This window comes from Halomonas piscis (assembly GCF_031886125.1).
In the GTDB taxonomy this organism is placed as follows: domain Bacteria; phylum Pseudomonadota; class Gammaproteobacteria; order Pseudomonadales; family Halomonadaceae; genus Vreelandella; species Vreelandella piscis.
Genome location: NZ_CP119391.1, coordinates 2,479,323 through 2,503,981, shown reverse-complemented (window position 1 = coordinate 2,503,981; position 24,659 = coordinate 2,479,323). Strand labels below are relative to the sequence as shown.

Below are 24,659 nucleotides of genomic sequence, written 5' to 3'. Positions count from 1 at the left end.
CGGGCGGGCGTATGCGGGCGGACGGGCGTGATGCGTGACAAGGCGTTTCGTTGAGTCAACGTAGGCGGGTATTCTACGCTTAACCGACCCTGGACATGAAGGAGCGTGGCATGGAACCGAGCGTCGAAAGTCTGAAGAACCTGGATTTGTCGCTGCTGGCCCAGCGGCTGGGCAAGCTTTGCGGCGAGCACGGCGTTGAGGTGACCACCGCGGAGTCGTGCACCGGCGGCGGCATCGCCGAGGCGATTACCGCGGTGGCGGGGAGCTCGGCCTATTTTGCCAGCGGCTACGTGACCTATGCCAACGCCGCAAAAACCCGCATGCTGGGGGTAGAGGACGCCACGCTGAACGCCCACGGCGCGGTCAGCGAAGCCGTGGTCAGGGCCATGGTGAAAGGCGCTTGCCGGCAAAGCGGCGCGGACATCGGCGTGGCCGTGAGCGGCGTGGCCGGCCCCGGCGGCGGCAGCGACGACAAGCCGGTAGGCACGGTGTGGCTGGCCTGGGGCAGCGAACAGGAGATGCGCGCGGAGTGTCTGCACTTTCCCGGCGACCGCCAGGCCGTGCGCGAACAGGCGGTGCGCCAGGCCATGGCGCGGCTGGTGGAAACCCTGGATACCCTGGACGGGTCGGCGTAACGCCGCAGCGGCATTTGTTTGCCGGCGTTTTTTTGGCATACTACTGGCTAATTATACAGCCTTCTTAATGAGGAAGCATCGAATGGCTCAGGATGAAAACCGCAGCAAAGCGCTGGAAGCCGCGCTTGGTCAGATTGACCGTCAGTTCGGCAAGGGCACCGTCATGCGCCTGGGCGATGCGCCCCGGGTGACCATGCCCTCGGTCTCCACCGGCTCGCTGGGGCTGGATATCGCGCTGGGCATTGGCGGGCTGCCCTTTGGCCGGGTGGTGGAAATTTTCGGCCCGGAGTCCTCGGGCAAGACCACGTTGACGCTGTCGGTCATCGCCGAGGCGCAAAAGCAGGGCAAGGTGTGCGCCTTTGTCGACGCCGAGCATGCCCTTGACCCCAGCTACGCCGAAAAGCTCGGCATCAACCTTGACGACCTGCTGGTCTCTCAGCCGGACACCGGCGAGCAGGCGCTGGAAATCACCGACATGCTGGTGCGCTCCGGCGGCGTCGACGTGATCATCATCGACTCGGTGGCAGCGCTGACGCCGCGGGCCGAAATCGAAGGCGAAATGGGCGATTCCCACGTCGGCCTCCAGGCCCGGCTGATGTCCCAGGCGCTGCGCAAGATCACCGGCAACATCAAGAACGCCAACTGCATGGTGGTGTTCATCAACCAGATCCGCATGAAGATCGGCGTGATGTTCGGCAGCCCCGAAACCACCACCGGCGGCAATGCGCTGAAGTTCTACTCAAGCGTGCGGCTGGATATCCGCCGCACCGGCTCGGTGAAGTCCGGCGACGAGGTTACCGGCAACGAGACCCGGGTGAAGGTGGTCAAGAACAAGGTTGCGCCGCCGTTTCGCCAGGCCGAGTTCCAGATTCTCTACGGCAAGGGGATCTACCACGCCGGCGAAGTGGTCGATCTGGGCGTGCAGTGCAGCCTGGTGGACAAGGCCGGCGCCTGGTACAGCTACAAGGGCAAGAAGATCGGCCAGGGCAAGGCCAACGCCGCCCAGTACCTGGAAGACAACCCCGAGATCATGGAAGAGATCGAGTCGCAGATTCGTGCCCAGCTGCTGGCCCAGCCCGAATCGGAAAAGGAAGGCGAGAAAAAGGCCGACGGGGAAGCGGCAGAAAAGCCAGCGGAAAACGACGAGCTGCTGTAAGCCATGCCCCCGGCCAGCGATCAGCAGCGCTCGCCCCGGGAGATCGCCATCGGCCTGTTGGCCCGGCGCGAATACTCCCGCGCCGAGCTGGAGCACCGCCTGGCGCGCAAGGCGGTGGCGCCCGAAGAGATTGACGCCTGCCTGGACGCCCTTGCCGAACAGGGCCTGCAGTCCGACGCGCGCTTTGCCGAAAGCTTCGTGCGCAGCCGGGTGCTGCGCGGCCAGGGCGTGCGGCGTATCAAAAGCGAGCTTTCTCAGCGCGGCGTTGAGCCGGCGCTGCAGCGCCGGGCCATTGCCGAGGTCGAAGCGCAGGAAAACGTTGACTGGTTCGAGCTCGCCCGCGAGGTGTTGGCGCGTCGCTTTCAAACCCCCGGAGACAGCCCCAGAGAGCGCGCCCGCCGGGAGCGCTTTCTGGCCTCGAGAGGCTTTGAGTTCGAGCAGATTCGCCACGCGCTCGCCAGCCTTTAGGGGCTCGTCTTCTGCCGCCGAGCCGCCCTTGCTGGCCGCTTCGAGCCCGGCCTGACACCCGTATACAGCCTGCCCCGGAGCGTGGCTGCGTTGAACGACGGCTTTAGTCGGCGCCCAAGTGCGCTATAATGGCCCCTTTGGCGACCCCGTGGGGTAGCGGCTCAAGCGCCCTGGGACACCACGCTTTCTTGTTACGGATACCCTATGCGAAGCGCAGACATCAGACAGGCCTTTCTAAACTTTTTCGCGCAACACGGCCATACCGTTGTGCCCACGAGCCCGCTAGTGCCGGATAACGATCCCACACTTTTGTTTACCAACGCCGGCATGGTGCCGTTCAAGGACGTGTTTCTGGGCCGCGATCCGCGCCCCTACGTGCGCGCCACCTCGGCCCAGCGCTGCGTGCGCGCCGGCGGCAAGCACAACGACCTGGACAACGTCGGCTATACCGCCCGCCACCACACCTTTTTTGAAATGCTGGGCAACTTCAGCTTCGGCGACTATTTCAAGCGCGACGCCATCCGCTACGCCTGGACGTTCTTGACCGAAACCCTGGGGCTGCCGGCGGAAAAGCTCTGGGTCACCGTGCACACAAGCGACGACGAGGCCGAGCGCATCTGGAAGGATGAAGTGGGCGTGAACCCCGAGCGCTTCTCCAAGCTTGACGAGGACAACTTCTGGCAGATGGGCGATACCGGCCCCTGCGGTCCCAGCTCCGAGATTTTCTTTGATCACGGTCCCGGCGTCTGGGGCGGGCCGCCCGGCAGCGCCGAGGAAGACGGCGACCGCTACATCGAGATCTGGAACCTGGTGTTCATGCAGTACGACCGCGACGCCGAGGGCACGCTGCACGAGCTGCCCAAGCCGTCCATCGACACCGGCATGGGGCTTGAGCGCGTCGCCGCGGTACTCCAGGGCGTGCATTCCAACTACGAGATCGACCTGTTCCAGAACCTGCTCAAGGCCGCCGCCAAAGCCACCGGCTACGACGATCTCCAGGCGCCGTCGCTGTGCGTGATTGCCGACCATATCCGCTCCTGCGCGTTCCTTGTCGCCGACGGCGTGATGCCGTCCAACGAGGGCCGCGGCTACGTGCTGCGCCGAATCATCCGCCGGGCGGTGCGCCACGGCCACAAGCTGGGCGCCGTTGATCCGTTCTTCCACACCCTGGTGGCCGCGCTCGACGCCGAGATGGGCGACGCCTACCCCGAGCTGCGCCGTGCCCGGGAGCAGATCGAGCGCATTTTGCTGAAAGAAGAGCAGCAGTTCTCCCGCACTCTGGAGCACGGCATGGGCCTGCTCAACGCCGCTCTCGATGAGCTTTCCGGCGACGTGCTGCCCGGCGACACCGTGTTCAAGCTATACGACACCTACGGCTTCCCCTTCGACCTGACCGCCGATGTCTGCCGCGAGCGCGGCGTGGCGCCCGACGAGGCGGGCTTTCAGCGCGAGCTTGAGGCCCAGCGCGAACGCGCTCGTGCCGCCAGCCAGTTCGGCGCCGACTACACCGCCGCGGTGGATATCGACGGCGAAACCACCTTTACCGGCTATGAACAGCTTACCGACGAGGCCCGAATCGTGGCGCTGGTTGACGCCGAAGGCAATGACCTGGCCGAGCTCGACGCCGACCAGAAAGGCATCGTGGTGCTGGACCGCACGCCGTTCTACGGCGAGTCCGGCGGCCAGGTCGGCGATACCGGCTATCTCTACGTCGACGGCGGGCGCTTCCAGGTCACCGATACCCAGAAGCAGGGCGGCCACCACCTGCACCAGGGCGTGATGCTCGAGGGGCGCCTGGTCGTGGGCGCCGAGGCGCGCCCGGAAGTGGATGCCGGGCTGCGCACCGCTACGGTGCGCAACCACTCGGCGACCCACCTCTTGCACAAGGCGCTGCGCCTGGTGCTCGGCGACCACGTCCAGCAGAAGGGCTCGCTGGTGACCGCCGAGCGCCTGCGCTTCGACTTCAGCCATTTCGAGCCCATGACCTCCGCCCAGCTGGCCGAGGTCGAGCGCCTGGTCAACGAGCAGGTGCTGGTCAACGCGCCTACCGTGGTCGAGGAGATGACCCTGGACGAAGCCCGAGACAAGGGCGCAGCGGCGCTTTTTGAGGCCAAATACGCCGACAGCGTGCGCGTGCTGACCATCGGCGCCGACGATTTTTCCATCGAGCTGTGCGGCGGTACTCACGTCGCCCGCAGCGGCGATATTGGCAGCTTTCATATCGTCAGCGAAGCCGGCATTGCCTCCGGCGTGCGCCGCATCGAGGCCATTACCGGCGAGGCCGCGCTAGCCTGGTTCCACGAGCAGGAAGCCTGCGTGCAGCGCCTGGGCGAGCGCCTGAAGGCCAAGCCCGAACAGGTCGAAGCCAAGGTAGAGGCGCTGTTGGAGCGCAACCGCACCCTGGAAAAGGAGCTTGAGCAGGCCAAGGGCAAGCTCGCCAGCGCCGCCGGCAGCGATATGCTCGGCCGGACCCGGGAGGTGGCCGGCGTCAAGCTGCTGGCCACCGAGCTTGACGGCGTCTCCGGCAAGGAGCTGCGCGGCATGCTCGACCAGCTGAAAAACAAGCTGGGTTCCGGCGTCATCGTGCTCGGCGCGGCGGACAAGAGCGCCGGCAAGGTCAGTTTGATTGCCGGGGTCACCAAGGATCTGACCGACCGGGTCAAGGCCGGCGATCTGGTCAACCACGTGGCCTCCCAGGTGGGAGGCAAGGGCGGCGGTCGCCCGGACATGGCCCAGGCCGGAGGCAGCCAACCCGAGGCGCTGCCGGAGGCGCTGGATAGCGTCCCGGCCTGGCTGGATAATACGCTAAGCTGATACCAGGGCCGGTAGCGCCACGCGCTACCGGCCCTGCTTTTATCCGGCGGCGTCATTTTTGTCTCTGCCGTTTTGACTTTCCGCCTATACTGATCATCGTGACTTTCCGCTTTTACCTTCCACTCCCGAACGCATAAGGAAAACCACCCTCTATGGCACTATACGTACAGAAGTTTGGCGGCACCTCGGTGGGCTCGCCCGAGCGCATCAGAGCCGTCGCGGAAAAGGTCAAGGGCTTTCGCGACCGGGGACACCAGGTCGTGGTCGTGGTATCCGCCATGAGCGGCGAAACCAATCGCCTGACCGACATGGCCGAGTCACTCAACGCCAGCCCCGACCCGCGGGAAATGGACATGCTGCTCTCCACCGGCGAGCAGGTGACCATTTCGCTGCTGGCCATGGCGCTGCAGGAGCTGGGCGTGCCGGCCACCTCGCACACCGGTGCCCAGGTGGGTATCCATACCGACAACGCCTACACCCGAGCGCGTATCCAGCGCATCGAGACCGACGACCTCAGAGCCGACCTCGAGGCCGGCAAGGTCGTGGTGGTGGCCGGTTTTCAGGGCATTGACGAAGAGGGCAACATCACCACGCTGGGCCGCGGCGGCTCGGACACCACCGGCGTGGCGCTGGCGGCGTCGCTGGGCGCCGACGAGTGCCAGATCTACACCGACGTCGACGGTGTGTACACCACAGACCCGCGGGTGTGCTCCAAGGCCAGCCGGCTGAAAAGCATTACCGTGGAAGAAATGCTCGAACTTGCCAGCCTGGGCTCCAAGGTGCTGCAGATTCGCGCGGTCGAGTTTGCCGGCAAGTACAACGTCCCCCTCCGGGTGCTGTCGAGCTTCGAGGACGGCCCCGGCACGCTTATTGTGGCAGAATCCGAAAAAGACGAGGACTCCATGGAAGAACCGCTGATTTCCGGCATCGCGTTCAACAAGAACGAGGCCAAGCTGACGCTGCTGAACACCCCCGACATCCCCGGCGTTGCCTCGCGCATCCTTGGGCCCATTGCCGCGGCCAACATCGAAGTCGACATGATCGTCCAGAACGTGGCGCCGGCCGGCGACTATACCGACTTCACCTTTACCGTGGCCAAGAGCGACTACAGAGCCACCAAGAAGCTTATCGAGGAAACCATTCTTCCCGATCTGGGGGGTGGCGAGCTGCGCGGCGACGACAACATCGTCAAGGTGTCGCTGGTGGGCGTGGGCATGCGCTCCCACGCCGGCGTGGCGTCGAAGATGTTCCGCGTGCTGGCGGAAGAGAACGTTAACATCCGTATGGTGTCTACCTCTGAGATCAAGATTTCCGTGGTGATCGACGAAAAGCACATGGAGCTTGCGGTCAAGGCGCTGCACAAGGCGTTCGGTCTGGACCAGGCGGATATTGAAGAAGACTAACGAGGCCATCGTTATAACCTTCTACGCGGGGTAAAGCTTTCTCTGCTAACGTATTGTGGCGCACTCTGACTGAACGGGAAGGGTGGCGCTAAACCCAGCGTCGCCGGCGTTGGCGACTCTGTTGCCATAAAATGTCTGAGAAGGAGATCAGCCATGCTTATCCTGACCCGCCGCGTGGGCGAAACCCTGATGATCGGTGATGACATCACCGTGACGGTGCTCGGTGTGAAGGGCAATCAGGTGCGGATCGGCGTGAATGCGCCCAAAGACGTGGCTGTCCACCGCGAAGAGATTTATCAGCGCATCCAGCGTGAGGTGGTGGACGACGAGGAAAGTGAACCAGGCAGTGACGAAGGCTGAAACGCGTCGGCCTGCCCCGCCAGGCCTGTCGGATAGCGGCGGTGATCCGGCGAAAGCGAGAAAAAACGGCGCAGGGGTAGACAGGCCCCGCTCAAGTCGGTAATATGCGCGCCGTGCCGTTGAGGAGAGGTGGCCGAGTGGCTGAAGGCGCTCCCCTGCTAAGGGAGTATAGGGTTTGTAGCCCTATCGAGGGTTCGAATCCCTCTCTCTCCGCCACTACTGCACTTGCAAGACGGTAAGCGCCCGTAGCTCAGCTGGATAGAGTACCTGACTACGAATCAGGTGGTCGGAGGTTCGAATCCTCCCGGGCGCACCATCTTCCAGAGACAAGCGTTGCCTGCCACGCTCCTGTGCCTGGCGTTGTGTCAGCTCATTCGACAGCCTGAACGATGCGCCACAGGTAAAGCGCTGAAAAAGCGCCCGTAGCTCAGCTGGATAGAGTACCTGACTACGAATCAGGTGGTCGGAGGTTCGAATCCTCCCGGGCGCACCAGATTCTGCTGACCCGCCTTCCCCAGGGAAGGCGGGTTTTATTTTGTCGCACGGCAGCCCCCTTGGCGGTGCTCGCGACAGCGCCGGCCGCCTGAGCGGCCAGCGCTTTTTCTAGGCCGTGGCGTCGATCAGAGGGGCGCTCGCCGCCGGTTCGGCGAGCGCCCCGAGCAGCGCATCGAGATCGGTCAGGCGCTTGACGCGCTGGAAATGCTCGCCGGCCTCGGCGTTGCCCTGGCGCATCTGCGCAAGCCACTGCTTGACCAGCGAGGTGACGATGCGCTCGGGCAGCTTTTGCCGCTGGCGGCAGGCGTAATCCCTGAGCACGCCGGCGCGCATGGCCCAAGTGGTGTCGGCCAGGCGCTCGCCGGTCTGCTGCCAGTGGCGAATACGGCCGGCAAGCCAGGGGTCGGCCAGCGCGCTGCGCCCGAGCATCACGTCAGCGCAGCCGGAGAGGGTGCGCGCCTTCCAGTAGTCCTCAAGCGTCCAGATATCGCCGTTGGCCACCACCGGAATGCCCAGCCGGCGGCGTATTTTGCCGATCCACTCCCAATGGGCCGGTGGCCGATAGCCGTCGTTGCGGGTGCGCGCGTGCACCGTCAGCCGGTGGGCACCGCCGGCCTCGGCGGCCTGGCCGCAGGCCACCGCCTGGCGGCGATCGGCAAAGCCCAGGCGGATCTTGGCGGTGACGGGGATGTCCCCGGCGGCGGCGTCAACCACCGCCCGAGTGGCCTGGTAGACCCGCTCCGGGCGGCGCAGCAGCGAGGCGCCGCCGTCGTGGCGGTTGACCAGCTTGGCCGGGCAGCCGAAGTTCAGATCGATGCCCGTAGCGCCGAGCCTGACCGCCTGGCGGGCGTTGGCCGCCAGCGCCTCGCTGTCCGAGCCCAGCAGCTGAATATGCACCGGGACGCCGGTGGGCGTGGCGTTGGCCCCGGTTTCAAGCTCCGGGCAGTGCTTGTAGAACACCCGGGGCGGCAGGCGGGCGTCCACCACGCGAACGAATTCGGTCACCGTCCAGTCAAACCCCGGACGGGCGGTCAAAAGCTCCCGAGTCACAGCGTCGATCACGCCTTCCATGGGGGCAAGGCCGATCCGGCCGCGGGGCACAAGGCGGCTCATGAGGGAGTGTCCTGGGTGGCGGCGGTTAAGGTGACGCTGGCTTTCAGCCGGTTTTCCAGCGGCGCCGGATCCACCGCCGCGTCCCGGGGCCAGGCAAGCGTCAAACAAACCCCCTTGCCGTCGTAGTCCGCGGCGGTGACGGGGATGTCGTTGTCGTCGCACCAGGCGCGGGCTTCGGCTTCCTGGGCAAAACCGAGTCGCAGGGTGTAGGCGTCGCGCTCGACGACCTCTCGAGTGGGCAGGCCTTCAAGGGCATTGCTCACCGCCTGGGCATAGGCGCGGGCAAGCCCCCCGGTGCCGAGCTTGGTGCCGCTGAAATAGCGGATGACCACGCAGCCGAGCTCACCCAGACCGCTGCCGTCCAGCACCTGGTACATCGGCCGGCCGGCGGTGCCGCCGGGTTCGCCGTCGTCGGAAAAGCCGATGTCCTGCTGCTCGCCGGGCGGGCCGGCAATAAAGGCAGTGCAGTGATGGCTGGCGCTCGGGTGGGCGCTTTGGGCCGCGGCCAGCAGGGCATCAAAATCGCCCGGCGTGGGCGTGTGGCACAGCCAGGCAATGAACCGGCTTTTCTCGACGTCGATTTCCGCACAGCGGGGCGAATCCGGCGTCGGTCGGGGAATGAAGTAGCGCATTAATGCTCCGTTGCATGATGCTCGGTGCCCATGACCAGGCTCAGCACCTCGATATCGCGGTTGTGCAGAAACACCGCCGGCCGTTCGCCCCGGGCAAAGATCAGGTGCAGGCCGTCGCGCCTGATGATGAGCCGCTCGAGCGTCAGGGTGTGCTGGTTGATTTCCGCCGTCGCCGTTTCATGGGCGCCGTGCTGAAGGCGGCGGATAATGATGACATCGCCGGTGAACAGCTGGCAATCGCCCGGGTCGTGGCGGCGCACCCGGATGGCATAGGTGTTGCGTACCGCGCAGCGGCGGCCGAGGCGGCGTGCGCCACGGCGGCCTGGGGCAGGGGCAGTCGGCAGAGTAGCGGGCTTGGCAAGCATCGAGCACCTCCGGTAGCGGCAAGCCGGCCGCACGCGAACAGGGAGCGTCGGGTCGAGTGCGGCGAGGCTTGTGTTCATTAAGCTGGATATCAATACATGGTTTTCTATACAGCTTTGTGGAGTCTGCCTGTTTTTAAATACAGTTAAAGGGCCACCCGGACGTTTCCTTGCCGGCGGTTTTCTGCCGAGCGCTCAAGGGCGGCAATGCGGCGCCATCTCTGCGGCCGTGAGTCGCAGTACGACTGGCGAGCGGCGGGCTTTACCTGTAAAGTCCCAGCGCCATCGTCTGCCTGGAGAGAGCTCTTGAACCTGTGCCTTCAAGCCCGGAAACTTGCCTGCGAGCGCGATGACCGCTGGCTGTTTACCGATCTCGACGTGGATATCCAAAGCGGTGAAATCGTGCGGGTGGAAGGGCCCAACGGCTGTGGCAAAACGACGCTGCTGAAGATTCTCGCGGGCCAGCTGAGCGACCATGAGGGAGCGCTTTTCTGGAACGGCCGGCCCCTGCACAAGGCTCGGGATACGTTTTTGGCCAACCTGCTGTATCTGGGCCATGCGCCGGGGGTCAAGGCAGGGCTGTCGCCGCTGGAAAACCTGGCCTGGTATCAGGCCCTGGGCGGCGAGCGCGGCAGCGAGGCCGGGCGCCTCGAGGCGCTGGCCGGCGTCGGCCTTGCCGGGTTTGAAGACGTGCCCGCCGGGCAGCTGTCGGCGGGCCAGCAGCGCCGGGTGGCGCTGGCGCGGCTGACGCTCACGCCGCGCGCGCTGTGGGTGCTCGACGAGCCTTTCACCGCCATCGACCGCGACGGCGTGGCGGCGCTGGAGGCGGCGCTTGACGCCCATGCCCGGGCCGGAGGCTGCGTGATTGTGACCACCCACCACGAGCTGGCGGCGTCGGCGCGGCTGCGGCGGCTGCCGCTGGGCAACCAGGGCGGGCCGGTGCACTGAAGGCGGTAAGTAATGGACAAGACCATGGCAGACGAAACCACACTAACGGCAGACCCTCAGGCAGTCGGCAAGCTCAGGGACGCCCGGAGCGGCGCGTCCGCTGCGCTGTGGGCGACGCTCAGACGCGACCTGGTGCTGATGCTGCGCAGCCGCGGCGAGGTGATCAACCCGCTGGTGTTCTTTGCCCTGGTGATCACGCTGTTTCCCATCGGTATTTCGCCCGATCCGGACCTTTTGCAGCGCATCGCGCCGGGGCTTTTGTGGGTGGCCGCGCTGCTCGCCGCGCTGCTCTCGCTGGACAGCCTGTTTCGCGGCGACTTTGACGACGGCAGCCTCGAGCAGCTGCTGCTGGCGCCCCAGCCGCTGGCCGCGCTGGCGCTGGCCAAGGTGGCGGTGCACTGGCTTTTGACCGGGCTGCCGCTTTCGCTGATGGCGCCGGTGCTGGGCGTGATGCTGTCGCTGCCGGCGGGAAGCTACGGCGTGCTGGCGCTTTCGCTGGCGCTGGGCAGCGCCACCCTGAGCCTCATCGGCGCCATCGGCGCGGCGCTGACGGTGGGGCTTGCCCGGGGCGGCGTGCTGCTGTCGCTTTTGGTGCTGCCGCTTTATATCCCCGTGCTCATCTTCGGCGCCGGCGCCGTTCAGGCCGCCATCATGGGCGACGGCGCCGGGGCGCACCTGGCCATCCTCGGGGCGCTGCTGGCGACGTCGCTGGCGCTTGCGCCCTGGGCCGTTGCCGCCGCGCTGCGTATCAGTCTCAACGGTTGAGGAAACCACTATGTGGGCGTTTATTCACAAGCTCGGGTCGCCTAAATGGTTTTATGCCATCAGTGCCAGGCTTGAGCCCTGGTTCTGGGCCCTGGCAGCGGTGCTGATCGTCGCCGGCACCGTCTGGGGGCTGGCCTTCGCCCCGGCCGACTATCAGCAGGGCAACAGTTTTCGCATTATCTATATTCACGTGCCGGCGGCGTTTCTGGCTCAGTCGGTGTTTATCAGCATGGCCGCCGCGGGGCTGGTGTTCATGGTCTGGAAAATCAAGATCGCCGACATGGCGGCCAAGGTGATGGCACCGTTCGGCGCGGCGATGACGTTCGTGGCGCTGTTTTCCGGCGCGGTCTGGGGCGTACCCACCTGGGGCACCTGGTGGATGTGGGACGCCCGCCTGACGTCGATGCTGATCCTTTTGTTTCTCTACCTCGGCGTGATTGCCCTGCGCGGCGCCTTTGCCAGCCGCGACGGCGGCGCCCGGGCGGCGTCGGTGCTGGCCATGGTCGGCGTGATCAATATCCCTATCATCAAGTATTCGGTGGACTGGTGGTACACCCTGCACCAGCCGGCCACTTTCAGCGTGACTTCAAGGCCGGCGATGCCCGTCGACATGTGGCTGCCGCTGCTGGTGATGGTGCTTGGCTTCTACAGCTTTTTCATCGCCCTGACGCTGATGCGCACGCGCAGCGAGATCCTGCGCCGGGAGTTCCGCAAGCGCTGGGTCCGAGAGCTTTTCCAGGAGGCGCGATAGATGGCGTTTGCATCGTTTGCTGATTTTATCGCCATGGGCGGCCACGCGCCTTACGTGTGGTCGGCCTGGGGCGTTACGCTGTTTCTTCTGCTGGCGTCGGTATGGCATGCACGCCTCGAGCGTCGCCAGCTCACCAAGGGCCTTGAGCGCCGCGAACGGCGCGAGCAGGCGCAGCGCAGCGCGCCCGGGTCCAACACCGCGGAACCCGCGGCCGAAGGCGGAGGTCACTATGACACCTAAGCGCAAGCAGAAACTCTTTGTCATCCTCGGCCTGGTCAGCCTGGCCGCGGTGGCCGTGGGGCTGACGCTTTACGCCCTGCGCAGCAACATCAACCTGTTTTTCAGCCCGGTGGAAATCGCCGAGGGCAACGCGCCCTTCGAGCGCCAGATACGCGCCGGCGGCATGGTCAAGGAAGGCACCGTGGCGCGCGATCCGGAAAGCCTTAACGTTGAATTCACCGTGACCGACTATGTTGGCGATCTCGACGTCTATTTCAGCGGGATTCTGCCGGACCTGTTCCGCGAAGGGCAGGGCGTTGTGGTCGTCGGCGAGCTGCAGGAAAACGGCCGCTTCCGTGCCGACCAGGTGCTGGCGCGCCACGACGAAAACTACATGCCGCCGGAGGTGGCCGAGGCGCTGGAGGAGGCGGGCTACAAGCCGTCGGACTACGCCGAGCAGGCCGCCGAGTCGGCGGCCGGCACCTAGCAGCACCGGCAACGACCCCGAGCGGCCCGCGCAACGATTTTGACAGACCCTGACACCGACGCCGCAGCTACGTTCGCCGCTAGGCTCGCAGCTGCACCCGCGACACCGGAGCGCCCATGTTGACGAAAATGATTCCTGAAATTGGCCATTTTGCGCTGATCATTGCGCTGATGATGGCGCTGCTCCAGGCGGCGGTGCCGCTGGCCGGTGCCGCTACCCGGCGGCCGCTGTGGATGGCCTTTGATCGGCCCATGGCGGCCGGCCAGTTCGTGTTTCTCGCCATCGCCTATCTATGCCTTACGGCAAGCTATATGCTGGATGACTTCAGCGTGGCCACCGTCGCCAACAACTCCAACTCGCTGCTGCCGTGGTACTACAAGCTCAGCGCGGTGTGGGGCAACCACGAAGGCTCGGTGCTGCTGTGGAGCCTGATGCTTTCGGTCTGGGGGCTTTTGGCCTCGCTCTGGTCGCGCAGGCTGCCCCGGGACATGGCGGCCCGGGTGACCGGTATTCTGGGGACCATCGGCGCCGGCTTTCTGGTGTTCGTGCTGGCCACCTCCAACCCCTTTGCGCGGCTTTTGCCCAACATGCCCGAGGACGGCACCGACCTGAACCCGCTGCTCCAGGACTTCGGCCTGGTGGTTCACCCGCCGATGCTGTACATGGGCTACGTGGGCTTTTCGGTGGTCTTTGCCTTTGCCATCGCCGCGCTTTTGGGCGGGCGGCTGGACGCCGCCTGGACCCGCTGGGCGCGCCCCTGGACCAACGCCGCCTGGGCGTTTCTCACCGTGGGCATTGCCCTGGGCAGCTGGTGGGCCTACTACGAGCTCGGCTGGGGCGGCTGGTGGTTCTGGGACCCGGTGGAAAACGCCTCGCTCTTGCCCTGGCTTGCGGGCACCGCGCTGATTCACTCGCTGGCGGTAACCGAAAAGCGCGGCTCGTTCAAGAGCTGGACGGTGCTTTTGGCCATTGCCACCTTCTCGCTGTCGCTGATGGGCACCTTCCTGGTGCGCTCCGGGGTGTTGACCTCGGTCCACGCCTTTGCCAACGATCCGTCCCGGGGGCTTTTCATCCTGGTGCTGCTGGCGATCACCGTGACGCTGTCGCTGCTGATTTTCGCCCTGCGCGCTCCCAGGGTCAGCCACAAGGTCGGATTTAGCTGGCTGTCCCGGGACTCGCTTTTGCTGGTCAACAACATCCTGCTGGTCATCATGACCGTGACCATCCTGCTGGGGACGCTGTATCCGCTGATTCTCGACGCCCTGGGGTTGGGCAAGATCAGCGTGGGCCCGCCGTACTTCAACGCCATTTTCGTGCCGCTGGCAATTGTCATGAGCCTGTTCATGGGCCTTGGGCCCATCGCCCGCTGGAAGCACATGCCGGGCCGCGAGCTTGTTGCCCGCGTGTGGCTTTCCGGCGCTGCCGCGCTGGTGCTGGGGGCGGTGATCCCGCTGTTTTACGGGCCCGAGTGGAACGCCAAAGTCATGCTCGGCATGATGCTGGCGCTGTGGATCGTGCTGCCCATGGTCCGCGATATCGTCGCCCGGGTGCGCTCGGCCAGCAGCGTGGGCCGCGGCTTCCGGCGGATTTCGCTGTCCTACTGGGGCATGGTGCTCGGCCACCTGGGGATCGCGGTGACCATGGTCGGCGTGGCCGTGGTGTCCAACGACAACATTGAGCGCAACGTGCGCATGGCGCCGGGGGATTCGGTGGAAATGGCCGGCTATACCTTCCACATGCAGGACTTTGTCGAGCGCCGCGGACCCAACTACCTGGCGGATACCGGCATCATCCGCGTCGAGCGGGAAAACGGCAGCGACTTCATGATGCGCCCGGAAAAGCGCCTCTATCTGGCCACCGGCATGCCCATGACCCAGGTGGCGCTGCGCGCCGGCTTCACTCGCGATCTTTACGTGGCCATGGGCGAGGATCTCGGCGACGGCAGCTGGGCCATCCGCCTGCAGTACAAGCCGCTGGTGCGCTGGCTGTGGCTGGGCGGGCTGCTGATGGCGGCCGGCGGCGTGCTCGCCGTGATCGACAAGCGCTACCGCCGGGTGAAGGTGCCCGGACGTAACCGCCGCGTCGAACGGGCCAGCGCCACGGGCGCCGCCACAACTGCGGAGGCAAGCGCATGAAGCGTCGACTGCTGCTGTTTTTGCCGCTCATCGCCTTTCTGGGGCTGGCGGCGTTTTTCTACTATCGGCTGGGCATGGATCCGTCGTACCGCGATTCGGCGCTGATTGCCCGGGACTTTCCCGCCTTCAGCACCTCGACGCTTGACGACCCCGACCGCACCGTGGATGAAAGCCTGCTCGAAGGCGAGGTGACCCTGGTCAACGTCTGGGGCGAGTGGTGCCCGGCGTGCAAGCAGGAGATGCCCCAGCTGTTGGACCTGGCGGATCGCGGCATCCGCATGATCGGGGTCAACTACCGCGATACCCGCAAGAAGGGCCGCCAGTTCCTCAATGAGTTCGGCGACCCCTTCGAGCTCAACATCTTCGACCCCGAGGGCGACCTGGGCTTTGACCTTGGCGTCTACGGCGCCCCGGAAACCTTCCTGGTGGATGCCGACGGGGTTATTCGCTATCACCATACGGGCTACATTGCCCCCGAAGACGTGCGCGACGTGATCGTGCCGGAGGTGGAAAAATGGCGCCGCTGATCCGCCGGCTGCTGCTGGCCGCCGTGCTCATGGGCTGTGCCGCCGCTGCGCTTGCCGGCGGCATCGAAGTACGCGACTTTGACGATCCGGTGATGAAAGAGCGCTACCGCGACCTCACCGGGTCCATGCGCTGTCCGCTGTGCGAAAACCAGGCCATCGGCGATTCCGACGCGCCCATCTCCGGCGACATGCGCGACCGCGTGTACATGCTGCTGCAGGACGGCCAGTCGGACACCGAAATCATCAACCACATGGTGGACCGCTTCGGCGAGTACATCCTGTACAACCCCAGGCTCGAGAACCGCACCTACCTGCTGTGGGGCATCCCCGTGGCGCTGCTGCTGGCCGGCGCTCTGCTGGTGGTGTTTATCGTACGCGCGCGGCGCAACGCCTCCTCGGCCTCGCTGAGCGCCGAGGAGCGCGCCCGCCTTGATGCATTGATCAACCGCAAGAGGTCACCATGACACCGCTGTGGATCGGGTTTGCCGTACTGCTGGCCCTCGCGCTCTGGTTTCTGGTGCTGCCGCTGCGCCAGTCGCGCCGGCTGCACGATACCCTGGCCGAAGACGAGGCCAACGACACCGCCGCCGAACAGAACGTGGCGATCTTCAAGCGCCGGATGGCCTCTTTGGACGCTGCCCGGGAGCGCGGCGATATCGGCGAGGCGCAGTACGAAGAAGACCGCCTGGAGCTGGAGCGCAGCCTGCTCGACGATACCCGGCGTTTGTCGCATCGCCCGCTGGGCAAGGCCACCGCCGGGCGTATCGCCGTGCCGCTGGTCATGGTGGGCGTGGTGCTGGCAAGCGTGCTCTGGTACCAGCAGCAGGGCGCCGAAGGCGACCTGGCGCTGTACGCCGTGCAGCAGGAAGTGCAGAACGACCCCGAAGGCTCGCTTGCCACCTATCTCGAGCGCATGGAAGCCCAGGCCGAGCGCCAGCCGAACAACCCCAACGTCTGGGGCGAGCTGTTCCCGCTCTACCGTCAGACCAATCAGCCGGAAAAAGCCGCCGATGCGCTCGAGCACCTGATCGAGCTGGAAGGGCGCGAGGCTCCGCTTCTGGCCCAGCTGGCGCAGATCCGCTTTTTCATGGCCGACCGCGAGCTCACCGACGAGGTGCAGTCGCTGGTCGACGAGATCCGCCAGAAGGATCCCCGCGAGCCCACCATGCTCGGCGTCATGGGTATCCACGCCTTCGAAAACGGCGACTACGAAGCGGCCATCGATCGCTGGCGCCGGGCGGTGGCCAACGTGCAGAACCCGGACACCGTGGAGTCGCTCAAGCAGGGCATCGAGGTGGCCCAGCAGCGGCTGGGTATCGAGCCCGACGCCGCTGACGGTGCCGGCCACGGCGTGAGCGTCAAAGTTGCGCTGGACGATTCACTGCGCGACCAGGCCCCGGACAACGCCACGGTCTTCATCACCGCCCGGGATCTGGAAGGCGAGAAGCCGCCGCTGGCCGTGGTGCGCACCACGGTGTCGGCGCTTCCCGAGACCGTCACGCTGAGCGAAAACGATGCCATGTCGCCCCAGGCCTCCATCGCCGGCGAGGACAGCGTCCGCCTGGTCGTGCGCGTGTCGCCCTCGGGTCAGGCCACGCCGCAGCCGGGTGACCTGTTCGGCGACGTTGACAACGTTTCCGTGGGAGCGCTCGAGGACAGCGACACCGTGGACGTCACCGTCAACCGCGTCTTCAAGTAAGCCCGTGCGCCCATGCGTTTAACCGCCATCCGTCTGGCCGGGTTCAAGTCCTTCGTGGACCCGGTCAGCGTGCCATTTGACGGCAACATGACCGCCATTGTCGGCCCCAACGGCTGCGGCAAGTCGAACATCATCGACGCCGTGCGCTGGGTGATGGGCGAATCCTCGGCCAAGACCCTGCGCGGCGAATCCATGGCCGACGTCATCTTCAACGGCTCCACCGGGCGCAAGCCCGTGGGCCAGGCCTCCATCGAGCTCAAGTTCGACAACCGCGACGGCGCCATGGGCGGCATGTACGCCCGGTACGCCGAAATTGCGGTCAAGCGCCAGGTCACCCGAGACGGGCAGTCGACGTACTTCTTCAACGGCCAGAAATGCCGCCGCCGGGATATCGCCGATCTGTTCATGGGGACCGGCCTGGGGCCGCGCTCCTACGCCATCATCGGCCAGGGGATGATTTCCCAGCTGATCGAAGCGCGTCCGGACGACCTGCGCGCCACGCTGGAAGAAGCCGCGGGGATTTCCAAGTACAAGGAGCGCCGGCGAGAAACCGAAAACCGCATGCGCCGCACCCAGGAAAACCTCGACCGCCTGGACGATATCCGCGAAGAGCTGGACAAGCAGCTCGAACGCCTGAAGCGCCAGGCCGAAGCGGCCAAGCGCTACCAGACCCTCAAGCAGCAGGAGCACCGCCTGAAAGGCGAGCTGGCGCTGCTGCGCGGCCGGGCCCTGCGCGCCGAGCAGCACCATCAGGAAAGCCGCGTGCGCGAGCTGGAAACCGCGGTGGAAAAGGACGTCTTCGGCGTGCGCCAGTGCGAAACCCGGCTGGAACAGGCGCGCGAGCAGCACGACGCCCTGAGCGAGGTGCTCGACCGCCATCAGCAGGCGTTTTACGCCACCACCACCCGCATTGCCCGCATCGAGCAGGACCAAAGCCACCGCAAAAGCCGCGAGGCCCAGCTGAAAAGCGACATCGACGCTGCCCGCCGCGAGCGCGACGAGCAGCGCCGGGTAAGCGCAAGCGATGCCGAGCGGCTGACGGCGATCGGCGAGCGCCTGGACAGCCTGCTGCCGGACATGGCGGCGCTGGAAGAGCAGCTGGAAACTCTCGACGCCGAGCTTGCCGATGCCGCTCCGGCGCTGGAAGCCGCGGAAGAGGCGCAAAGCGCCGCCGACGAAAGCTGGCGCGAGGCCAGCCGCGACGCCGAGCGCGGCCAGGACCAGCTGCGCGATCAGGAGCAGCGCATCCAGCGCCTGCGCGCCGAGCGCGAACGCCGCCGCGGCCAGCGCGGCGACATGGACGATCTGGCCGAGCTTAGAGAACGCCACGCCGAGCGCCGCGCCGCTTTCGACGACGCCGAGCGTGAGGCGGAGCGTCTGGCCGAGCAGCGCGAGCGCGACCGCGAGGCTCTGGCCCGCGCGCGCCAGGCCCAGGACGAGCAGAGTCGCCGCCGGGACGAGGCGCAGGCCGCGCTCAGCCGCCTCGAGGGCGAGCAAACCTCGCTGCAAACGCTGATCGACGCCGCCCTCGCCGACCACGACCCGGCCATTGACGCTGCCCTGGCCGAGCGCGGGCTGGCCGAGGCGCCAAGGCTTGGCGAGGCCATCGATGTGGCGGCCGGCTGGGAGGCGGCGGTTTCCTGGCTTTTGGCGCCCTGGCTGGGCGCGCGCATGGTGGCCGGCGAGGCGCTGGCCGCGCTGCCCGAGGCGCTGGCCGCCGACTGGTGCCTTTTGGATCACGCCGAGGCGCCGGCGCCTGCCGGCACCCTGGCCGAGCAGGTCACCGGCGCCGGCGCGCTGGGCCACTGGCTTGGCCGCATCTACTGCGCGGACAGCGCCGCCGAAGCCGGCAAGCTGGCGTCGACGCTTGACCACGGTCACAGCGTCCTCAGCGCCGACGGCGTTTGGCAGGGGCCGGGATTCGTCCGCCAGCAGGCCGAAGGCGAAGGCGTCGACGCGCTGCTGGTGACCCGCCGGCGCTACGCCGAGCTGGCCGCCCAGCGGGAAGAACAGCAGGCGGCGCTGGAGCAGGCCCAGGGGGAGCTGGACGGCACCAGCGAGCGGCTGAAGACGCTTGAGGCGGCCGGGGAAGATCACGCGCGCCAGGAGCGCGAGCACGCCGCGACTCGGCAGCAGGCGGCCCTGGCCGAGCGCAGCCAGGCCCAGCGCATCGAACATCTGCAAAGCCGTGCCGCCGAGCTGGATGAGGAGCTTGCCCGGCTGGACGAAGACGACGCCGAGCTGACCCTGGCGCTCGAGGAGCAGCGCGAACGCTGGGGGGAGGCCATGGAGCGGCTGGAGCAGGCCGCCGAGCAGCGTGAAGAGGCCCGAGCCGAAAGCCAGCGTCAGCGCGAACATTATCAGCGCCTCGAGCAGCAGCAGGCGCCGCTGAAGGCCCGCCAGCAGGAGCTGGCCATCGAGCGCGAGCGCCTCACGGTCGAGCGCGACAGCCTGAACGCCCAGCGCGCGCGCAGCGACGAAGGCGAGGAACGCCTGGCGCTGCGCATCGCCGAGCTCGAGGAAAGCCTTGAAGCGCTGTTCGAGCCCGACGAGCTGGCCGGCGAAGAGCTGGAGGAGCTTTTGCACCAGCGCGAGCAGCAGGAGCGCCGGCTGGCCGATACCAAGGATCAGGCCCAGGCGCTGGCCGAGCAGCTGCGCACCGACGAGCTGGCGCGCCAGAACCACGAACGCACTCTCGAACAAAGCCGCGAACAGCTGCAGCAGCGGCGTATGGACGTTCAGGCGCTGGCGCTGAAGGCTACCGCCCAGGACGAGCAGCTGGCCGAGCTCGAACTCGACGCCGAAGCGCTGAGCGAGACCCTGCCCGCGGACGCCGACGAGTCGCGCTGGCAGGCCACGCTAGAGTCCACCACGGATAAAATACGCCGGCTGGGGGCGATCAACCTGGCCGCCATCGAGGAGTACGACCAGCAGGCCGAGCGGCGCAACTACCTGGAAGCCCAGCACGATGAGCTCACCGAGGCGCTGGAGACGCTGGAGCGGGCGATTCAGCGCATCGACCAGGAAACCCGGACGCGTTTCAAGGCGACCTTTGAGGAGATAAACGCCGGGCTGCAGGCGCTGTTTCCGCGGGTGTTCGGCGGCGGCACGGCCTGGCTTGCGCTCACCGGCGACGACCTTCTGGAAACCGGCGTGGCCATCATGGCGCGCCCGCCGGGCAAGAAAAACACCACCATTCATCTGCTGTCCGGCGGAGAGAAGGCGCTGACCGCGCTGTCGCTGGTGTTTGCCATCTTTCAGCTCAACCCGGCGCCGTTTTGCATGCTCGACGAAGTGGACGCGCCGCTTGACGACGCCAACGTGGGACGCTATGCCAAGCTGGTGAAAGAGATGTCGGAAAGCGTGCAGTTCATCTACATTACCCATAACAAGATCGCCATGGAGGCCTCCGAACGCCTGATGGGCGTGACCATGCAGGAGCCCGGCGTCTCACGGCTCGTCGCGGTAGGCGTGGAAGAAGCCGCGGCGCTCGCCGATGAAACGGCGTAATAATGTAAATATACGGTTAGCGGTGATGCTAAAATCGGGAAAAAACGGCACTAAAAGGTGAGATTTCGCAAAAACTGGCGCTTCTCATGGCGCTCGGGCTATGCTTGCGGTAGAAGTACAGGCAGGATCATGGCGTTACCGGAAACCCGGACAGCCGTATCGCGGCAAGCAAAACGGTAAGTAAACAACCTTGTCAAAACAGCAGCAGCCAACAAGAAGCTGTAATTATATACAGCATAACATGACAACGACGCTTTGCCACCGGTGAAGGCCATCGGTAAAAGCAGCCGGCAGACTCAAGCCGGCAAACGACCCATGGAAAGTACGACATGGAACTAAGAGAGTGGCTAATCATTTTAGGGCTGGCGCTGGTATCGCTCATCGTCATTGACGGCGTGCGCCGGCTACAGCGCCAGCGTCGCGTTCCGCGCCTGGATCAGGCCCAGGGCAAGGCCGATGCTCGGGACTCTGATGCAGCTGCGCGCGACGCCGAGCTCGACTGGGAGCTGCCCAACGGCGGTGCCCGAGTGGTGAGACCGGCGGATTACAGCAACCTGACCGAAAAGCCGCCCCTTGAGCGCCGGGAGCCCGAGTATTCGGGGCCTTCGAAAGTGTTTGCCGAGTCGCATCGTTCAGGGTTTGCTGCGCCCCGCCGCGAACCGCGCGCCGCCGGGCCGGAAAAGACCCACCCCGAAATATCCACGGCCTCCTCGAGCTCCTCGCCGCAGGAGCCCACGCTCGGCGCCGTTCCCGAGCAAGAGGCAGCGCCCCGTCCGCAGCGCGCCCCGGCGCCGGACGCGGCAGAGCCGCTCTCGAGTGCCACCCGGGCCTCGACCGATACCGTCAAGGCACAGCCCGCCCCTGAGCCGGAGCAAGAGTCAGTGCCAGAGCAAGAGCAAGAGGAGACCCCCGCCGCTGCCGACTTTGCCCTGCGCGCCGAGGCCGACGACGCCCGGGTCCATCAGGTCAGCTATCGTCCGGCGTCGCGTCGCCAGCTGCGCAGCGAGACCGTGGGCGAGTACGACGACGAAGAGGAAGAAGAATATCGGCTGGTGGATATCGAGGGCATGGGCCGCTCGATGAAAAAGCGCCTTGTTCAGCGCCGCCGGGCGAGGCAGGAAGCCAAAAAGCGCCGCCAGGAAGAAAAGGCGCGCCGTGCCGAGGCCCAGGCAAAAGAGCAGGCCGAGCGGCAGGCGCGCAAACAGCAGGAGCAGGAAGAAAAGCGGCAGCAACAGGAGGCGCAGCTGGCCGCCAGGGCGGAACAGGACCGTCTGGCCGCAGAGCAGGCCCGGGCCGAGGAGCAGGACCGCGAGGCCGCAGAGCGCCAGCGGAAGGCAGAAAAGTCCCGTCGTGCCTCTGCCGAGGCAGCGCCTGACCCTGACGAAGCCCCGGACGCCGCCTATCCGCCCGCAGACGACTTCCGCCCGGCGGGCCAGCCGGCCATGGAGCCGGTCCTCGAAAAGGCCCTGCGCAACGACGTCCCCGGCGGCCACGCGCGCAAGACCCTCACCGATGCCGATGAGCTTATCGTCATCAGCGTGATGTCTCGGGACGCAGAGGGCTTTGACGGTCTCCGCCTGCTCGAGCTGCTGATGGCCTGCGGGCTGCGCTACAGCCAGGGGCTGGGCGTTTTCCACCGCTTCGAGACCGAAAGCGAGGACAGCGAGCTGCAGTTTTCCATGGTCAACGTGATCAAGCCGGGGTCGTTCCCGGTGGAGGAGGGCGCGCCGTTTACCTGCCCGGGCATCACCTTCTTGATGCCGCTGCCCGGCGCCGAGGACAGCGCCACCGCCTTTGAAGCCATGGTGGAAACCGCCATGGTCGTGGTGCGCCACATGGGCGGCGAGCTCAAGGACGAAAACCACAGCGTGATGACCGCGCAAACCATCGAGTTTGCCCGCCAGCAGGTGCACGAGTTCGAGCGTCGCCACCGCCTGCACCGCCAGCTTCAGGCGCAGTAAACGCCCGCGCGTTCCGACGCCTTTGTACCGCACCCGCCCCCGAGGCGGGTGTTTTGTTTTATCATGGCGCCTTTGCTTTGTTTTTCCGCCTTTCGTTTGATTCGCCTGAGGGTTTGTGGTCATGCGCCAGTCCGATTCACCGTCGCCGTCATCCACGCCGCCTGCCGCCGTGCGCGACGAGGCCCGGGCGCTGCGCGCCGCGCTGGACGATGCCAACTACCGTTACTACGTGCGCGACGAGCCGACGCTTACCGACGCCGACTACGACCGCAAGCTGCGCCGGCTGCAGAATCTCGAGGCCGACTACCCGGCGCTGGTAACCGCGGACTCGCCCACCCAGCGAGTGGGCGCGCCGCCGGCGGCCGGCTTCCCCGAAGTCGAGCACGCCGTGCCCATGCTCTCGCTTGCCAACGCCTTCAGCCGCGAAGAGGTCTTTGCCTTTGCCGAGCGCGTGGCCGAGCGTCTGGAATGCGCAGCGGACGAAGTGGTCTTCACCGCCGAGCCCAAGCTCGACGGCGCGGCGGTATCGCTGGTGTATGAAAACGGCGAGCTTGCAAGCGGCGCTACCCGGGGCGACGGGCGCACCGGCGAAGACATCACCTCCAGCCTGCGCACCCTGGGGTCGGTGCCGCTTAAGCTGCGCGGCGACGGCGTGCCGGCGCTGCTGGAGGTCCGCGGCGAGGTGATCATGCGCCACACGGGCTTCGAGGCGCTCAATGACCACGCCAGGGAAACCGGCGCCAAGGTGTTTGCCAACCCGCGCAACGCCGCCGCCGGCAGCCTGCGCCAGCTCGACCCGGCGGTGACCGCGACCCGGCCGCTGGAGTTTCACGCCTACCAGGCCGCGCGCCTCGAGCCCGACCAGGGCGATGCCACCCACAGCGAGCTGATGGCGCGCCTTTCCCGGCTGGGGTTTCGTACCAGCCGCGAGCTTGAAATTCTCACCGGGCCAAAGGCCGTGGCCGACTACTGCGAAGCGCTGGGCCAGCGTCGCGAGGGCCTGGGCTTTGACATCGACGGCGCGGTGATCAAGGTCAACGATCTGCGCCAGCAGCGCGAGCTGGGATTTGTTGCCCGGGCGCCGCGCTGGGCCACGGCGTGGAAATTTCCCGCCCAGGAAGAAACCACCCGCCTCGACGACGTCGAGTTTCAGGTCGGGCGCACCGGCGCGATTACCCCGGTGGCCAGGCTCGCGCCGGTCACGGTAGCCGGGGTGACCGTGTCCAATGCCACCCTGCACAACGCCGACGAAATCGCCCGGCTTGACGTGCGCATCGGCGATACGGTGACCGTCCGTCGGGCCGGCGACGTCATCCCCCAGGTGGTGCGGGTGGACGCGGAAAAGCGCCCCGACGATGCCCGGGAGATCGTTTTCCCCGCGCGCTGCCCGGTGTGCGACTCTCAGATCGAGCGTCACGAGGGCGAGGCGGTGGCGCGCTGCTCCGGCGGGCTTTTCTGCCCGGCTCAGCGCAAGGAAGCGCTCAAGCACTTCGCCGGCCGCCGGGCGCTGGACATCGACGGCCTGGGCGAAAAGCTCATCGACCAGCTGGTGGAAAACGGCTGGGTAAAAACCCCGGCGGATCTGTTTGCGCTGTCCGTCGAGCACTTGAAAACCCTGCCGCGGATGGCCGAAAAGTCCTCGCAGAATCTGGTCAACGCGCTAGAGGGCGCCAAGGCCACGACGCTGGCGCGCTTTATCTACGCCCTTGGCATCCGCGAGGTGGGCGAAGCCACCGCCGCCGGGCTTGCCGCCCACTTCGGCACCCTCGACGCCCTGGCGCGCGCTGAGCAGGCCGACCTCGAGCGCGTCAACGACGTCGGCCCGGTAGTTGCCGCCCACGTGCATACGTTTTTTCGCCAGCCGCACAACCGCGAGACCATCGCCGCGCTGCGCGCCGCCGGCGTTCACTGGGACGAGCAGGAGGTGACGGCCGGCCCCACGCCGCTTGACGGCCAGACCTGGGTGCTGACTGGCACTCTGGAGAGCATGACCCGAGACGAGGGCAAGGCGCGACTTCAGGCGCTGGGGGCCAGGGTGACCGGCAGCGTGTCGAAGAAAACCGCCTGCGTGGTGGCCGGCGAGGCGGCGGGGAGCAAGCTTGCCAGGGCCGAAGAGCTGGGGGTCGAAGTGCTGGGCGAAGCCGACTTTGTCGCTTGGCTGGACGCCTGGGAAGCCGGCGAGCAGGACGCTGAGACCCGGGACGCAGGCCAGTAAACGG

Annotated in this window: 21 protein-coding genes and 3 tRNA genes; 21 read left to right on the top strand and 3 right to left on the bottom strand. The window is 66.4% G+C overall.

Annotated elements, in window-relative coordinates; translation table 11 throughout:
- Window positions 1-110: 110 nt before the first annotated feature.
- The 9 genes from P1P91_RS11740 to P1P91_RS11700 all read left to right on the top strand — a co-directional run bounded on the left by P1P91_RS11740 (window position 111) and on the right by P1P91_RS11700 (window position 7,329).
- Window positions 111-635, top strand: coding sequence for a CinA family protein (locus tag P1P91_RS11740; RefSeq protein ID WP_311882836.1), 525 nt, complete (start codon window positions 111-113; stop codon window positions 633-635).
- Between the two features lie 82 nt (window positions 636-717).
- Window positions 718-1,791 (top strand): recombinase RecA, encoded by a 1,074-nt coding sequence (gene recA / locus P1P91_RS11735; RefSeq protein ID WP_311882835.1) that lies wholly within the window; start codon window positions 718-720, stop codon window positions 1,789-1,791.
- Between the two features lie 3 nt (window positions 1,792-1,794).
- Window positions 1,795-2,259: a regulatory protein RecX gene (locus P1P91_RS11730; protein WP_311882834.1), complete on the top strand. Its 465-nt coding sequence runs from the start codon at window positions 1,795-1,797 to the stop codon at window positions 2,257-2,259.
- A gap of 204 nt (window positions 2,260-2,463) precedes the next feature.
- Complete coding sequence (alaS, locus tag P1P91_RS11725) at window positions 2,464-5,073, top strand: alanine--tRNA ligase (RefSeq protein WP_311882832.1); 2,610 nt, start codon at window positions 2,464-2,466, stop codon at window positions 5,071-5,073.
- 152 nt (window positions 5,074-5,225) lie between these two features.
- Window positions 5,226-6,476, top strand: a complete 1,251-nt coding sequence (locus tag P1P91_RS11720) for an aspartate kinase (RefSeq protein WP_311882830.1) — start codon at window positions 5,226-5,228, stop codon at window positions 6,474-6,476.
- Window positions 6,477-6,629: 153 nt separating this feature from the next.
- The gene (csrA, locus tag P1P91_RS11715; protein WP_311882828.1) at window positions 6,630-6,836 is read left to right on the top strand and encodes a carbon storage regulator CsrA; all 207 of its coding nucleotides are present in this window, start codon (window positions 6,630-6,632) and stop codon (window positions 6,834-6,836) included.
- 123 nt (window positions 6,837-6,959) lie between these two features.
- Window positions 6,960-7,052: transfer RNA gene (locus P1P91_RS11710), tRNA-Ser, on the top strand.
- Between the two features lie 23 nt (window positions 7,053-7,075).
- A tRNA-Arg gene (locus tag P1P91_RS11705) sits at window positions 7,076-7,152 on the top strand.
- Between the two features lie 100 nt (window positions 7,153-7,252).
- Window positions 7,253-7,329 (top strand) — tRNA-Arg (locus tag P1P91_RS11700).
- Window positions 7,330-7,439: 110 nt separating this feature from the next.
- Here P1P91_RS11700 and P1P91_RS11695 read toward each other — a convergent pair.
- The 3 genes from P1P91_RS11695 to P1P91_RS11685 are packed head-to-tail and all read right to left on the bottom strand — an operon-like array spanning window position 7,440 to window position 9,441.
- Window positions 7,440-8,402: a tRNA dihydrouridine synthase gene (locus tag P1P91_RS11695; protein ID WP_311885795.1), complete on the bottom strand. Its 963-nt coding sequence runs from the start codon at window positions 8,400-8,402 to the stop codon at window positions 7,440-7,442.
- 38 nt (window positions 8,403-8,440) lie between these two features.
- Window positions 8,441-9,076, bottom strand: coding sequence for an IMPACT family protein (locus P1P91_RS11690; RefSeq protein ID WP_311882827.1), 636 nt, complete (start codon window positions 9,074-9,076; stop codon window positions 8,441-8,443).
- Complete coding sequence (locus tag P1P91_RS11685) at window positions 9,076-9,441, bottom strand: hypothetical protein (protein WP_311882826.1); 366 nt, start codon at window positions 9,439-9,441, stop codon at window positions 9,076-9,078. Before P1P91_RS11685 ends, P1P91_RS11690 begins: the two co-directional genes overlap by 1 nt.
- Window positions 9,442-9,645: 204 nt before the next feature.
- On the opposite strand from P1P91_RS11685, the gene ccmA reads away from it, so the two are divergent.
- From ccmA to ligA, 12 genes are all read left to right on the top strand, one after another.
- Window positions 9,646-10,386: a cytochrome c biogenesis heme-transporting ATPase CcmA gene (ccmA, locus tag P1P91_RS11680; RefSeq protein WP_446497202.1), complete on the top strand. Its 741-nt coding sequence runs from the start codon at window positions 9,646-9,648 to the stop codon at window positions 10,384-10,386.
- A gap of 138 nt (window positions 10,387-10,524) precedes the next feature.
- Window positions 10,525-11,151 carry a heme exporter protein CcmB gene (gene ccmB, locus P1P91_RS11675; protein ID WP_311885793.1) on the top strand — a complete coding sequence of 209 codons (627 nt, stop codon included), beginning with the start codon at window positions 10,525-10,527 and terminating at the stop codon, window positions 11,149-11,151.
- Window positions 11,152-11,161: 10 nt separating this feature from the next.
- Window positions 11,162-11,902, top strand: a complete 741-nt coding sequence (locus P1P91_RS11670) for a heme ABC transporter permease (RefSeq protein ID WP_311882824.1) — start codon at window positions 11,162-11,164, stop codon at window positions 11,900-11,902.
- Window positions 11,903-12,142, top strand: a complete 240-nt coding sequence (gene ccmD, locus P1P91_RS11665) for a heme exporter protein CcmD (RefSeq protein WP_311882822.1) — start codon at window positions 11,903-11,905, stop codon at window positions 12,140-12,142. It abuts the gene before it with no gap.
- Entirely contained in the window at window positions 12,132-12,608 is a 477-nt protein-coding gene (ccmE, locus tag P1P91_RS11660) for a cytochrome c maturation protein CcmE (RefSeq protein ID WP_311882820.1), read from the top strand. The genes ccmD and ccmE overlap by 11 nt, the downstream gene beginning before the upstream one ends.
- A 128-nt stretch (window positions 12,609-12,736) precedes the next feature.
- On the top strand, window positions 12,737-14,743 hold the full coding sequence (locus P1P91_RS11655; protein WP_446497203.1) for a heme lyase CcmF/NrfE family subunit: 2,007 nt from the start codon (window positions 12,737-12,739) through the stop codon (window positions 14,741-14,743).
- Window positions 14,740-15,270 carry a DsbE family thiol:disulfide interchange protein gene (locus P1P91_RS11650; RefSeq protein WP_311882817.1) on the top strand — a complete coding sequence of 177 codons (531 nt, stop codon included), beginning with the start codon at window positions 14,740-14,742 and terminating at the stop codon, window positions 15,268-15,270. Before P1P91_RS11655 ends, P1P91_RS11650 begins: the two co-directional genes overlap by 4 nt.
- A complete protein-coding gene (locus P1P91_RS11645) occupies window positions 15,258-15,734 on the top strand; it encodes a cytochrome c-type biogenesis protein (protein ID WP_311882816.1) in 477 nt (158 codons plus the stop codon). The genes P1P91_RS11650 and P1P91_RS11645 overlap by 13 nt, the downstream gene beginning before the upstream one ends.
- Entirely contained in the window at window positions 15,731-16,969 is a 1,239-nt protein-coding gene (gene ccmI, locus P1P91_RS11640; protein WP_311882815.1) for a c-type cytochrome biogenesis protein CcmI, read from the top strand. Before P1P91_RS11645 ends, ccmI begins: the two co-directional genes overlap by 4 nt.
- 12 nt (window positions 16,970-16,981) lie before the next feature.
- Complete coding sequence (gene smc / locus P1P91_RS11635) at window positions 16,982-20,479, top strand: chromosome segregation protein SMC (RefSeq protein WP_311882814.1); 3,498 nt, start codon at window positions 16,982-16,984, stop codon at window positions 20,477-20,479.
- 329 nt (window positions 20,480-20,808) lie between these two features.
- Window positions 20,809-22,440 (top strand): cell division protein ZipA, encoded by a 1,632-nt coding sequence (locus tag P1P91_RS11630; protein WP_311882812.1) that lies wholly within the window; start codon window positions 20,809-20,811, stop codon window positions 22,438-22,440.
- A 121-nt stretch (window positions 22,441-22,561) separates the two neighbouring features.
- Window positions 22,562-24,655, top strand: coding sequence for an NAD-dependent DNA ligase LigA (gene ligA, locus P1P91_RS11625; protein ID WP_311882811.1), 2,094 nt, complete (start codon window positions 22,562-22,564; stop codon window positions 24,653-24,655).
- The last annotated feature ends 4 nt before the right edge of the window (window positions 24,656-24,659 follow it).

Bases quoted from the DNA above. Each gene is read 5' to 3' on its own strand.
- P1P91_RS11740 (WP_311882836.1), top strand. From the start codon at position 111: ATGGAACCGAGCGTCGAAAGTCTGAAGAACCTGGATTTGTCGCTGCTG.
- recA (WP_311882835.1), top strand. From the start codon at position 718: ATGGCTCAGGATGAAAACCGCAGCAAAGCGCTGGAAGCCGCGCTTGGT.
- P1P91_RS11730 (WP_311882834.1), top strand. From the start codon at position 1,795: ATGCCCCCGGCCAGCGATCAGCAGCGCTCGCCCCGGGAGATCGCCATC.
- alaS (WP_311882832.1), top strand. From the start codon at position 2,464: ATGCGAAGCGCAGACATCAGACAGGCCTTTCTAAACTTTTTCGCGCAA.
- P1P91_RS11720 (WP_311882830.1), top strand. From the start codon at position 5,226: ATGGCACTATACGTACAGAAGTTTGGCGGCACCTCGGTGGGCTCGCCC.
- csrA (WP_311882828.1), top strand. From the start codon at position 6,630: ATGCTTATCCTGACCCGCCGCGTGGGCGAAACCCTGATGATCGGTGAT.
- P1P91_RS11695 (WP_311885795.1), bottom strand. From the start codon at position 8,402: ATGGAAGGCGTGATCGACGCTGTGACTCGGGAGCTTTTGACCGCCCGT.
- P1P91_RS11690 (WP_311882827.1), bottom strand. From the start codon at position 9,076: ATGCGCTACTTCATTCCCCGACCGACGCCGGATTCGCCCCGCTGTGCG.
- P1P91_RS11685 (WP_311882826.1), bottom strand. From the start codon at position 9,441: ATGCTTGCCAAGCCCGCTACTCTGCCGACTGCCCCTGCCCCAGGCCGC.
- ccmA (WP_446497202.1), top strand. From the start codon at position 9,646: ATGCGGCGCCATCTCTGCGGCCGTGAGTCGCAGTACGACTGGCGAGCG.
- ccmB (WP_311885793.1), top strand. From the start codon at position 10,525: ATGCTGCGCAGCCGCGGCGAGGTGATCAACCCGCTGGTGTTCTTTGCC.
- P1P91_RS11670 (WP_311882824.1), top strand. From the start codon at position 11,162: ATGTGGGCGTTTATTCACAAGCTCGGGTCGCCTAAATGGTTTTATGCC.
- ccmD (WP_311882822.1), top strand. From the start codon at position 11,903: ATGGCGTTTGCATCGTTTGCTGATTTTATCGCCATGGGCGGCCACGCG.
- ccmE (WP_311882820.1), top strand. From the start codon at position 12,132: ATGACACCTAAGCGCAAGCAGAAACTCTTTGTCATCCTCGGCCTGGTC.
- P1P91_RS11655 (WP_446497203.1), top strand. From the start codon at position 12,737: ATGATTCCTGAAATTGGCCATTTTGCGCTGATCATTGCGCTGATGATG.
- P1P91_RS11650 (WP_311882817.1), top strand. From the start codon at position 14,740: ATGAAGCGTCGACTGCTGCTGTTTTTGCCGCTCATCGCCTTTCTGGGG.
- P1P91_RS11645 (WP_311882816.1), top strand. From the start codon at position 15,258: ATGGCGCCGCTGATCCGCCGGCTGCTGCTGGCCGCCGTGCTCATGGGC.
- ccmI (WP_311882815.1), top strand. From the start codon at position 15,731: ATGACACCGCTGTGGATCGGGTTTGCCGTACTGCTGGCCCTCGCGCTC.
- smc (WP_311882814.1), top strand. From the start codon at position 16,982: ATGCGTTTAACCGCCATCCGTCTGGCCGGGTTCAAGTCCTTCGTGGAC.
- P1P91_RS11630 (WP_311882812.1), top strand. From the start codon at position 20,809: ATGGAACTAAGAGAGTGGCTAATCATTTTAGGGCTGGCGCTGGTATCG.
- ligA (WP_311882811.1), top strand. From the start codon at position 22,562: ATGCGCCAGTCCGATTCACCGTCGCCGTCATCCACGCCGCCTGCCGCC.